This window comes from Candidatus Gracilibacteria bacterium, assembly GCA_010119145.1.
Lineage (GTDB): Bacteria > Patescibacteriota > Gracilibacteria > BD1-5 > UBA6164 > JAACSU01.
Map to the genome: position 1 here is coordinate 68,946 of JAACSU010000009.1, position 11,803 is coordinate 80,748.

15 protein-coding genes and 1 tRNA gene are annotated in these 11,803 nt (G+C 31.7%); 14 read left to right on the forward strand and 2 right to left on the reverse strand.

The window, feature by feature from the left end; genetic code table 25:
- Positions 1–732 carry a hypothetical protein gene (locus GW846_05475; protein NDK10196.1) on the reverse strand — a complete coding sequence of 244 codons (732 nt, stop codon included), beginning with the start codon at positions 730–732 and terminating at the stop codon, positions 1–3.
- A 117-nt stretch (positions 733–849) separates the two neighbouring features.
- Here GW846_05475 and GW846_05480 point away from each other — a divergent pair.
- From GW846_05480 to GW846_05530, 11 genes are all read left to right on the forward strand, one after another.
- A tRNA-Gly gene (locus tag GW846_05480) sits at positions 850–928 on the forward strand.
- A gap of 201 nt (positions 929–1,129) precedes the next feature.
- On the forward strand, positions 1,130–1,390 hold the full coding sequence (locus GW846_05485) for a hypothetical protein (GenBank protein ID NDK10197.1): 261 nt from the start codon (positions 1,130–1,132) through the stop codon (positions 1,388–1,390).
- Complete coding sequence (locus tag GW846_05490) at positions 1,390–1,695, forward strand: hypothetical protein (GenBank protein NDK10198.1); 306 nt, start codon at positions 1,390–1,392, stop codon at positions 1,693–1,695. Before GW846_05485 ends, GW846_05490 begins: the two co-directional genes overlap by 1 nt.
- A gap of 4 nt (positions 1,696–1,699) precedes the next feature.
- The gene (locus tag GW846_05495; protein NDK10199.1) at positions 1,700–2,185 is read left to right on the forward strand and encodes a hypothetical protein; all 486 of its coding nucleotides are present in this window, start codon (positions 1,700–1,702) and stop codon (positions 2,183–2,185) included.
- 167 nt (positions 2,186–2,352) lie between these two features.
- Complete coding sequence (locus tag GW846_05500; protein ID NDK10200.1) at positions 2,353–2,718, forward strand: hypothetical protein; 366 nt, start codon at positions 2,353–2,355, stop codon at positions 2,716–2,718.
- A 4-nt stretch (positions 2,719–2,722) separates the two neighbouring features.
- On the forward strand, positions 2,723–4,399 hold the full coding sequence (locus tag GW846_05505; GenBank protein ID NDK10201.1) for a phosphotransferase: 1,677 nt from the start codon (positions 2,723–2,725) through the stop codon (positions 4,397–4,399).
- Between the two features lie 23 nt (positions 4,400–4,422).
- Positions 4,423–4,968: a hypothetical protein gene (locus GW846_05510; protein ID NDK10202.1), complete on the forward strand. Its 546-nt coding sequence runs from the start codon at positions 4,423–4,425 to the stop codon at positions 4,966–4,968.
- Between the two features lie 3 nt (positions 4,969–4,971).
- Entirely contained in the window at positions 4,972–5,478 is a 507-nt protein-coding gene (locus GW846_05515) for a hypothetical protein (protein NDK10203.1), read from the forward strand.
- A gap of 218 nt (positions 5,479–5,696) precedes the next feature.
- On the forward strand, positions 5,697–7,124 hold the full coding sequence (locus tag GW846_05520) for an FAD-dependent monooxygenase (protein ID NDK10204.1): 1,428 nt from the start codon (positions 5,697–5,699) through the stop codon (positions 7,122–7,124).
- Between the two features lie 110 nt (positions 7,125–7,234).
- Entirely contained in the window at positions 7,235–7,762 is a 528-nt protein-coding gene (locus tag GW846_05525) for a DUF421 domain-containing protein (GenBank protein NDK10205.1), read from the forward strand.
- A gap of 110 nt (positions 7,763–7,872) precedes the next feature.
- Positions 7,873–8,322, forward strand: coding sequence for a hypothetical protein (locus GW846_05530; GenBank protein ID NDK10206.1), 450 nt, complete (start codon positions 7,873–7,875; stop codon positions 8,320–8,322).
- 44 nt (positions 8,323–8,366) lie between these two features.
- Here GW846_05530 and tpx read toward each other — a convergent pair whose 3' ends face one another.
- Positions 8,367–9,011 (reverse strand): thiol peroxidase, encoded by a 645-nt coding sequence (tpx, locus tag GW846_05535; GenBank protein NDK10207.1) that lies wholly within the window; start codon positions 9,009–9,011, stop codon positions 8,367–8,369.
- A 140-nt stretch (positions 9,012–9,151) separates the two neighbouring features.
- Between tpx and GW846_05540 the strand changes: the two genes are divergently transcribed.
- The 3 genes from GW846_05540 to GW846_05550 all read left to right on the forward strand — a co-directional run bounded on the left by GW846_05540 (position 9,152) and on the right by GW846_05550 (position 11,792).
- Complete coding sequence (locus tag GW846_05540; protein NDK10208.1) at positions 9,152–9,508, forward strand: hypothetical protein; 357 nt, start codon at positions 9,152–9,154, stop codon at positions 9,506–9,508.
- 72 nt (positions 9,509–9,580) lie between these two features.
- Entirely contained in the window at positions 9,581–11,317 is a 1,737-nt protein-coding gene (locus GW846_05545) for a multicopper oxidase family protein (GenBank protein ID NDK10209.1), read from the forward strand.
- A 22-nt stretch (positions 11,318–11,339) separates the two neighbouring features.
- On the forward strand, positions 11,340–11,792 hold the full coding sequence (locus tag GW846_05550; protein NDK10210.1) for a hypothetical protein: 453 nt from the start codon (positions 11,340–11,342) through the stop codon (positions 11,790–11,792).
- Positions 11,793–11,803 lie beyond the last annotated feature (11 nt).

The following is an 11,803-nucleotide window of genomic DNA, read 5'->3' on the forward strand; positions in this document are numbered from 1 at the left end:
TTATTTTCTAAAACTTTCTAATATTTCTCTCGCTACTTCTTTTCAACCGATTCAAAATGCGAGTCAAAATGCTATGGTGATAGTAGTTATAAATCCTAGAAAGAGGGAATTAATAATAAACTGATCTACAATTTGTATGTAGTTGAGCATAATCATAAGTGTAAAAAACATAATGATTATTTTTGCTCACATTGCTATGATACTGCTTGTTTTTTGTTTTGTAAGCTCCATTGCTTGAAATATAATATCGTGAACAGAGTTTGCAAATCGTATCCCGAAGAATCATATGAGTATTCATATAAAGAGACTTGGGAGGTAGGCAAGTAAATCCTGCATAAATTGCTCAATTTCAGTAATTCCAAGTATCACAACGGCCCATCTGAAGAATAATAGAAAGATATAGTAAGAAAAAGATTTCGCTGTAATCTTGTCATACCTGATTTTTTGCTTATTTTGATTTATTTTATTAAGCTTTTCAATATTGTCATCTATATTTTTATCCACAATTTGAGTTGTTTGTTCCTCAAATCCAGCCCACATCCTATCAATGAGATCCATAATATGGAAATTTTTAAAGATGAGCATGGTTATTTTATATGTTGCGTACGCTATAACTCACCCAAGAGTCAGTACAATTATGGCAGCAATAATCTTAGGCCCAAGCTTATCGAGGTAGTACATCGTAGAAAATATAAACCTCTCAAAAATATTATAAATAAATTCAATACTCATAGTATGGTAACAATAACAAAGTAATCGCTTCTAATATAAGCTCTTTGAGGGAAAATGCAAAAAATAAATTTGACAGTTTTGGCTATAATTCATATACTCTTCACGCTTTAAATTTTTGCGGGGGTAACATAAAAGAGTGAGTGTACTAAGGCTTCAACCCTTGGGTGTGCCAGTTCAAACCTGGTCCCCCGCTCCAATATGATTTAGACATAAAAACTGCTTTAATTAGCAGTTTTTTTGATGTTAAAAAGCGATACCCCTAGCGAAGTTAGAACTCTTGCCTCATAATTAAAACTATGCTACAATATATCTACCATATTGTAGTTTTTTATATGCCATTTTGAATGAAGAAAACCTGAAAAATGCAGTAAGACAGAGCTTGTTTCTAAACATTACTATGAAACAGCAGATTTTAAAGTATTTTAAAAAGCTTTCGGAGAAACAAAAATGAGTTATAAGGCAAGGGATACAAGCAGAAAAATCTTTGATGTTGAATTTCTTGAAGCAACTCAAAAATAAACCTGAGATGAAAGTTAGTAGGATACAAGAATATTATAAAAAGCACTATTCAAGAATCAGAAAAGGTGAAGAACTTAGAGAGAAACTTCATAAACAAGAAGAACTTGAAAATTTATTATTAGAACTAGGAAACATATAATGGCTGGAGAAGCACTACATTCATCCTTAGATCAAGCTGTAGGTCTAGATACTCATCAAAAAACTGCTGATGAGATTTTATCAAAGCTTGATGATGATGCTATTGCAAGTCTAGCTGAAAGTTGAACAGTAGAAGATGTGAGAGAACAGTTTTCAAATTGAAATGATAATTCAACTCTTTGAAATGCAATGCAATATTTGAAATATAATTGACTTGAACATTCTGATTTACATGCAGCAAATTTTATGAGAGCAAGGGATGGAACTATATATATAATTGACTTTGGTAATGTAAATATAAAATAATATTATGAATACAGTAAATACTAATACATCATCACAATTCATTGAATGAATTGAAATAATTGAACCAGATAATATCTCTTCATCAGGTTATGTTGATGTTATTTTAGGACTAAATGGAAAATGAAGATATGCAGAGAGAGAAGTAGCAGATTTTTGAGTTTATTCAGTTTCTGAAATGGGTTCAGTATTTTTAGTAGAAAGCTCAAGTTATGAAGATATTGAAAATATAAGAAAATTTTGGGAAAATACATTTGAAGCAAAAAATGCTATTATTTCAGAACTAAAAAATGGGAGAGAAATTCCTAAATATTCAGGATATTTTCAAAAAGATGGAAAATATTATATTATGTGAGCATTATGCTATTCTTCTGATAAAAGAAATCTAGGAGAAGAAGAGGGTTCTTATAATGGTATTTTATGGAATCAAGAAATTTCACATACATCTCAAAAACAAGTAGATGATTGAGCTAATAAACTAAAGATATTTTAGGTTAAGAATAAAATAATATTAAAGATACATCATCTCAGTTCTCACTTCCTTCACTAGGGTGCTCCAATATAAAAGTAAACGAAAAAATCTCTAGATATAGGGATTTTTTTGATGGTAAAAAGTGACACCCTTACAATGGTGAGAACTCTTGCCTCAATATTAAAACTATGCTACAATATATCAACCATATTGTAGTTTTTTTATATGCCATTTTGAATGAAGAAAACCTGAAAAATGCAGTAAGACAATGCTTGTTTCTAAATATTACTATGAAACAGCAGATTTTAGAGTATTTTGAAAGGCTTTCGGAGAAACAAAAATGAGTTATAAGGCAAGGGATACAAGCAGAAAAATCTTTGATGTTGAATTTCTTGAAACAACTCAAAAATAAACCTGAAATAAAAGTTTCTCAGATACAAGAATATTACAAAAAACACTATGTAAATACCAGAAGAAACACTGAATGTACAGAAGAATTACAAAAACAAGAAGAACTAGAAAATTTATTACTAGAATTAGAAGACACTTTTTAAAACTATGCTAGAAGCTGCAGCAATTAGATGACCTGAAGAAACAGAGTGATTAGATACTCATCAAGAAACAGCTGATGAGATTTTATTAAGACTAGATGATGAGGCTATTGCTAGTTTAGCTGAAACAGGAACAGTGGAAGATGTAAGAGCAGTAGTTGAAATGCTTATAGAAGATAACCCAGAACTCAGACCCTACCTCATAGAATTTCAACAGGCTAATAGTGCTACTCTAGCAGCAGAGCTCCAAAGAGTAGCAGTTAATGATAATGAAGAAATAGGGGCTGATGATGAAGTACCAGAAGAAGAAAGCCGTGAACTTATACAGCAAGCTCAAAGCTACCTATATGAATCTCTAGATATAGATGAAAACCATGCAAATAATGGAGCTCTTACAAACTTTGCAAAAGGAATAGTAGATACCCTCATATTTGAAAATGTAGAGCTTGCAGTTGAGGTTATAGAAACCAGATGAGGAGTGATACTTGATGCCCTTAAACAAATCGCAACTTGGAAAGGGATAAAATGAGTTCTATCTGCACTATGAGAAAGTATCTGGGATTTATTTTCAGGAGATGCTTATGAGAAATGAAAATCAGTAGCAGACTTGGGAATAGTAGCTACCTGAATAGGAGTTGCAGCAACTGTTTGAAGAAAGGCTATAACAGCAGCAGTGAGACAAATGGATACCCCATCTCCAAATAATTTAGATAGAACTCTTATAGATGATATATCTAAACTTCCAGATACTGAGAGACTTGAGGCAGCAGGAGTATTCTTATGAAAGGATTTTATTAATAATCCAGATTTTGAAACTCAAAGACAAGCTATTTTAGATGCTCATAATTTCTGAGAAAGGCTAGATGATGGAAACTATTCACTCTGAGACCTCAGAGAAAAAACTAGAATTCTTAGAGAGGCTGGTCTCACGAGCTGAGAAATTAGAACCCTTTTTGATAATAATATCTGTGGAAAGGAATTTCCTGAGTTTCGAAATATATATGAAGACCCAAGATTTGATTATTTGGCTGAGTATAGAGATATACTCTGAGAAATTACAGAAGCAGATATTATTTCAGATAAATGAACTCAAGCAGTCATTATTCAACACCCTACAGATGAATGACAAATAATAAAAATTGCTAAACCATGAGAAGTTGATGATTTAAATATTGAATTTGAAAACCATCAAAGATTTTATGATATCTGGGAGCAAGGAGTAATAAATGGTGATATACCTAAAAATGTTATTATTCCTAAAGTTATTAAGTGAGATAGAGATTGATATTTTTATATGGATAAAATAGAATGACAAAGTTTATATTGAGTCACTCTAAGAGAAAAATATAGTCATGTTTTAGTTGATGAATCACCAGAATTTTTAAAAATGCTCTCTGATACACAGTTAGAGAGATTATTATTAGATGAATATAAACAGTATCCTTGATGAATACAATCTACTATTGATGATTGGTCAGGTGATTATTTGTGAGAAGCTTTATGAATGAGCTATAGTTACAGAATGGAACATTGAAGAACCTGAGGTACACCACTTCATATAGCTATAGAACACTTAAGAGAACAATGATTAGTACATAATGACATGCATCCATGAAACATCATGGTAGATAATTCTTGAAATTTCTATATAATAGATTTTTGAAGAGTAAGAATTACGGAATAATATAAATATTTTAATATAAAAAAATGAGTATTCATACTACAGATACTAGATCATTAACAGATATTGAACCTATAACTTTTCAGTGAAGGGAAATTATTTTTTATGATTTAAAAGTGACCTGAAATTTTGCTAAAGCAGTAGAGCAAATGGTAATGGGAAACTATTTTTTCACATGACCTAAAACTCAAAAAATAGAGTTTGATAATGGCAGAAATATTTTTGATATTTGAAATAATCATTTTGTAGTTGAGTATGCTAATGAAGATGAAAGAAATAGAGATATTTCTGTATTTCAAGATAGATTTCAGCAAGATGAAAAAACTACCCAATCTATTTCAGCAAGAGAGTGAAAACAAGAATATATTCCTGAATATGATGGAAAATTTGATTATAATGGAAAATTTTATAATTTTCTCCATGCTAGACACAAACTTTGAGAAACTGATACTGTTAATGGTATATATAGGTGAATGATAGTAAATACAGATTCATATTTTTCAGAGGAAGCTCAAAAACAGGTGAATATATGAGCTGATGCTGCAAAGAATATTCTAGATTGAGAAGTATAAATTATGACTATTATAAATACACTTAATACATGAACTTACACTCAAAACTTTTGATGAGTAGATATATATTGAACTCAAACATGTTTTTCTAGAAATATGTATGAAGCAATGGTTTGAGCAGCTCAAATTGATTTTAGTGTAGATTTTTGAGATGGGCTCAAATTACAGGACTGAGTTTGGAATCAGGAACTTTTATTAGAGTGTGATATTGATAACTTAGATAGATTAATACATGATATCCATAAAAGATTCAGTTTAGCATCAAATAAATATAATTCTAATTCAATTGACTCTGTAAGACAAGTATGAGAATATGCTGGAAGTTTTAGATATGAAGGGAAATGATATATTATATTATTTCCTAGAAACTGACTAACTGATGAAACACTTCTAGAAAAAGGTATATATAAATGAATAATTGTAAATCCTGAACTGTATTTTTCAGATGAAGCTCAAGACCAAGTAGATGATTGAGCTGATGCTGCAAAGAGAATTCTAGATTGAGAATAAAATAATATCTAAAGAGTCACTATCTCAGTTCTCACTTCCTTCACTAAGGTGCTCCAATATGAAAGCAAACGAAAAAGCTTCTCGAAAGAGGAGCTTTTTTTTGTGTTTAATAGACGTGAAAAATACTTTTATATTTATATTTGAAGTATTTGCTACATTGAATAAATAGCATTTATCAGTAAACTTTAAAAAAATTTAAGAAATTCAAAAATTATTGAATGTTACAATATTACAAATCCTGCACTCAGTGCCAATGACAAGGAAAAATAAAACTAAGTATCTGAAAGCGAGCTCGTCGTCGTCACGCGAAGCTTTTAGAACAAATTGAAGAGGGAGTGATCGAAATGACAAAAGTAAAACCACTCATTCCTCATATAGATAATTGTTCATATTGTGCTGGTACTGGGCTAGAGCAATCAGATAATTTCCCCGAAGTAGATACTATTAATTATCCTAATGTTGCGATAATTGGAGGATGAATAGGATGAATAGCTCTTGCTCTTGCCTGTCTTCACCGAGGAATTCCTTATACGCTCTATGAACGAGATGAGAGTTTTGATGCTCGTTCTCAAGGTTATGGCTTAACACTTCAACAAGCTAGTAAAGCTATAGAATGATTAGGAATTTTTGAACTAAAAGATGGTTTAATTTCAACAAGACATGTGGTTCATAATACTCAAGGGACAATTATCGGAGAATGGGGGAGGAGAAAGTTATGAGATATAGGTATTTTAAAACCATGAAAGCGAAGAAATGTACATATTTCAAGACAAGCTCTACGCTCTGAATTACTTGCGGGCTTGCATAATGATAGAGGAATAGCATGGGGGTATAATCTAAAAGAACTAACCTATAACTCTAAATCGCAGATTGAGTTAGAGTTTCAGGTAGGTGACAGGAAACTTATATCCATGGCTGATTTAGTGGTTGGAGCAGATGGTATACGCAGTCGGATACGGAGTGTAACAATAGGAGAAGATATATCACCACTCCACTATCTGGGTTGCATAGTTATATTAGGTATTTGTCCTCTAAAGTCACTGAGTAATCTAGAAAGTTCACTTCTGGACTCTGCAACAGTTTTTCAAACAGTGAATGGACATGAGCGAATATATATGATGCCATATGATAAAAATAATATTATGTGGCAAATGAGTTTCCCAATGACTGAAGCGGACGCAAAAGTATTGAGTAAAAATGGACCAGAAGCACTCAAAAAAGAAGGTATAAATAGACTCTGAGATTGGCATACTCCTATTCCTGAAATATTACATGCAACAGACGCTTCTAGAATTACAGGTTATCCGGTATATGATAGAGAAGTGCTTGAACCCGAATTTATGAAAAATTTCTGAAGTATAACCCTTCTTTGAGATGCAATGCATCCCATGAGTCCTTTCAAGTGACAATGAGCAAATCAGGCAATTCTCGATGCATTAGATTTGGCACGAGACATTACGTTAAAATGTGGTCCAGATTCGCAGTGGAGAGAAAAATGACTTAGAACAACTCTGCTGGAAGATTTTGAAAAGCAAATGATAGAACGAAGCGCTCTAAAGGTTCTAGATTCAGCTCTGGCAGCTAAGTTATTGCATTCTGAGTCTGTATTACATGATGGAGATATGCCAAGAGGACGTGGAATATAAGTGTCTAAAAGCATATTTAGTAAATTCTAGATATGCTTATTTTGTTTTCATTACACTATTTATACATAAAATAGTTAATATGAATGTATTTTATCTTCTGATTATTTTTTATGATTGAAGTTATAAAGTCTGTTTTTCAATATTTTCCCAATTTACTTCTAGCAGTTGTAGTTGGACTGGTTGGACTTCAATTACTATTGCGTATATTTGGAAAAAGATCTCTCGCAAAAATAGATTGAATAGATTTCGCTTCCACGATTGCCATTTGATCTGTCCTTGCAACCATGATGGTGAGTGAAACGACATCTGTATTACGATGAATCTCAGTTATTGCTATTATATTAGCTACTCAGTCGGCTATTTTGCTTATGTATAAGTATGTTCCAAGCATAAAGTCTATTTTTGCTAATTCTCCATATATGCTTATAGAAAATGGAAAAATACTACAATCAAACCTAGATTCATCAAATCTTACGAAAGAGAATCTCATGGAGCAATTAAGAATAGCATGAGTACGACATATCCATGATGTTGACGCGTGCGTATTTGAAACCACTGGTGATATTTCTGTCATCAAAAAATCTGATCAGTCATCTGATCTAATTGACGAAGAACTATTCAGTTGAGTAAAGAGATAATTTCAAATTCTTGTTTAGATCTAAGTATCTACTTACTAAAAAACACATAGAATAATTGGCTTAAATATAAATTAGGAATATAATATATATTCCTAATTTATGAGAACTCTATGATACAAAATATTAAAAAACTTCTTCTTTCACCTTTATTTTATCTCTGATTTATAGTCTGAGCTGCAATAATCCTGTTCCCAAGCTTGTATTTCACGAATTCAGAGCTCATTATTTGAAATTTGGGCTATAAATATTATATTACAGAAACTATTCTTACGTATACTATTGCCTTACTCTTTGGTATATTTTTCGGATCAACTCTCTATAAAATAAAAACATTTTCAGCTTGAAACTCTTGAGTGGGAGTTGTTGGATGATTCCTAGGTATACTTGTTGCTGGATGTCCCGCTTGTTCAATTACCTTGGCTTCTTATATTTGACTCGCTAGTATAGTCTCCGTATTTCCATTTTATGGTATGGAACTTAAATTTGCATCTATCCTATTCCTGCTCTACGCAAACTACTCTATAATAAAGGATTTAAGTGTATGTAAGATAAAAAAATAATATCTCAGTTGAGATATTATTTTTTTTATCTATTTTCAAATATATTATTGAGTCGTAATATCTTTCAGAAAAGCGAGTGCGTTGAGAAGATCGAGCTCAGAAGTTACTTCGTCTGCATATTCAATATACTGTATAACATTATTTTCATCAACAATCATAATAGATCGAGTCAGGAGTCCATAATCCTCCATGTAGAGACTATTTTGTTTCCCAAATTCTCGAGTCCGCGCGTCACTCATAACCTGGAGATTTTCTATTTTATTAGCAGCGCAAAATCTTTGTAGTGCAAAGGGAGTGTCATTAGAAATAACAATAAATGTCACATCCTCAAATTCTCCTGCAGCAAATTCTAATTGTTGAGTTTGTAAAGTACAAACAGGTGTATCTAGCGAAGGAACGGTTTCTATGAGTTTATAACCAGAGTAATCGTTGATGGATCCAGTTCATACTGTATCAAAAAAATCAGCTCGTTTGTCTAATGCTATGTCAGTAAGTACGTCTCATACAATGAGTTTGTCTCCACTGAGTTGTATCTCATTTCCATTTACGGTGATAGGATTTGAGTTATCAACTTGTGTAAATATAGCAGGTATCTCAAAACTCATAGTAGACTTAGATTCTACTACTTCATCAGTGCAAGCTATGAGACTTATACTTAGAAGTGATAATACGGCTACATGTTTCATCATCTATTAGTATTAGAGTGTAAATTTATAATATTGTAATGAGATTTATAAATACATAAAATTTAAAATTTACTTGAAGCTTACCGTGTTCTTATGTAAAAAATTACAGTTGATATTTGAAATACTCGGAATATAATATGGATATGAAAAAAATAATAACATCTTTGTTCACTCTTTGATTGTTCATGGCATTTCTCCTCGTGCCTATTTTTTTGATGTTACAAAGTGCTCATATGAATCATTGAGATGTAAATAACAACAATTGTATCTCGCATTGTCTTGTCTCAACAGATTCAATTCAAGAAAGTACAGTTAATAGCTTGTTTGTGTATCAAGAGTTTATAATCTCTGTTACAGTATTTCATTCTCTCTTGAAGCAAGATATTTTTATATCTGCTTTTCTTATATTTTTTCTCATCTTTGCCCCTCCAAATGTATGGAGAGTCATTAAAAACTATCAATATCACTCTTTAGTTTGAGTGGTTAAACTACTCAATTAAATATAATACTCAATTCATGCTATCCTTTTTAGAAGCGTATTTTTTAGGTATTATTTTTTAAATCAAGCGAAAATGAATAAAAATTATATATTATATTCTATAATTTGAGTATTAATACTTATTATAGGAGCGGGTGCAAGCTATATATTTATGTCACATATGAATATGAATATGGAAGGTATGGATATGGAAAATGGAATGAACATGTGAACTGACACATTTCCTTGATATGACCAAGGGATGGCAGATCATTGTGTTATGATGGCAGAAATGGCTGGATGTGAGCCATATAATGAACTAAGAAATAAAAATGCATCAGGAGATCCTATGAAAATGGATACTTCATTTATGGATATAGATCCAGCAACTCTTCCAGATGCTCGAAAAGTTGAAACCGTAGAACTCAAAGATGGAGATAGCTATAAAATGGAAGTGACACTTGTGAAAAAAGATATAGGAAACAATAGTGTTACCATGCTCGCTTATAATGGCTCAGTTCCTGGACCAATTCTCAAGGCTCCAACGGGTGCTAAAATAAATGTAGAGTTTGTAAATTCTGTTCCTTGACTTGAAACAACGCTGCATTCGCATGGATTACGATGAGATTACACGATGGATGGAGTACCAAAGGATATGGGTGGAACACAAGATGTTATGAATACGTGAGATAGTTTTACATACGTACTAGATTTTCCAGATACAGGAGTATTTTGGTACCACCCTCACGTTCGTGAAGATATGCAACAAGAACTTGGTTTATACGGAAATTTTATTGCTGAACCAACTTCAGCTGATTTTTATAATCCAGTCAATAAAGAATCTACTATCATCTTGGATGATATCCTTATGGAAAATGATAAAATAGCGAATCTACCAGATGATTTTGCGAACTATGCGATTATGGGAAGATTTGGAAATACTATGCTCATTAATGGTGAGACAGACTTCAAACTTCAAGCAAATGCTTGAGATGTGCAAAGACTCTATCTCACGAATGTTGCAAATACCAGAGTATTTAACTTTGAAATACCAGGCGCGAAGATGAAACTCGTTTGAGGAGATATTGGAAAATATGAAAAGGAAGTATTTATTGATTCAGTTATTATTGCTCCAGCTGAGAGATATATTGTAGAAGTATATTTTCCTAATAGTTGAAACTTTGATATGCAAAATACGAAACCAGAAAGTATTTCAAAACTGTGAACGGTAGTAGTTGCGGAGAACAAGACTTGAACTCCTAATACAAACATTGTTGCAGCATTTAATAACCTTAGAACGAATAATGACGTTGTTACAGATATTGATACCTATAGAAAGTTCTTTGATGGTCCAGTTGATAAAAAAATAGAGCTCGATATTGATATGATGGGTATGAATATGAATATGATGTGAGAAGATGATGATCATGGATGAATAGAATGGGAAGACAATATGGTTCAAATGAATAAAATGCATACTTCTGGAATGCTAGATTGGAAAATTATTGAACCATCTACTTGAAAAAGTAATATGGATATAAATTGGAACTTTAAAGTGTGAGATGTTGTAAAAGTCAGAATCCAAAATAATGCTGATGGAGATCATCCAATGCAACATCCGATTCATTTTCATGGTCAAAGATTTTTGGTGATAGATGAAAATGGAACAAAATCTAATAACTTAGTTTGGAAGGATACTGTTCTCGTAAAAAAAGGTGAGTATGTAGATATTCTTATTGATATGAGTAACCCAGGAAAATGGATGGCACACTGTCATATTGCTGAACATCTTTCATCTCGTATGATGATGAACTTTACCGTCAGTGAATAGTTTTTATTTACTAATAAAAAATATGAAGATATATAAAATTTTAATTATTTCTTTATTTCTCTTTCTGTTGTGATCTTGTAGTTTTGAAAAAGACACATCCAGTGAGAGTAAAAACGATATATGAAAAACTATTTCAAGTAACAATATAAGTGAAATAGTGAATGATAATATTTCTAAAAACAATTCCTCTGAGATTGAAATCTCACAGGATAATAGTTCTCAAAAAATTATAACATTAGATGCTACAAAGTGGCAGTACTCTAGTGATGAAATATATATAAATTCTGGAAATAACGTTACGATAAATGTGAACAATATTGATACACTTCATTGAATCGCAATTCCTGATTTAATGCTCGTATGAAAAGAAAATATAGAATTCCAGATTGATGAACCGTGAGAATATGTATATAGATGTGCTTATTATTGTTGAGATGGTCATGAAGATATGACCTGAGTGATCACTGTTGAATAATTTATTTTTAT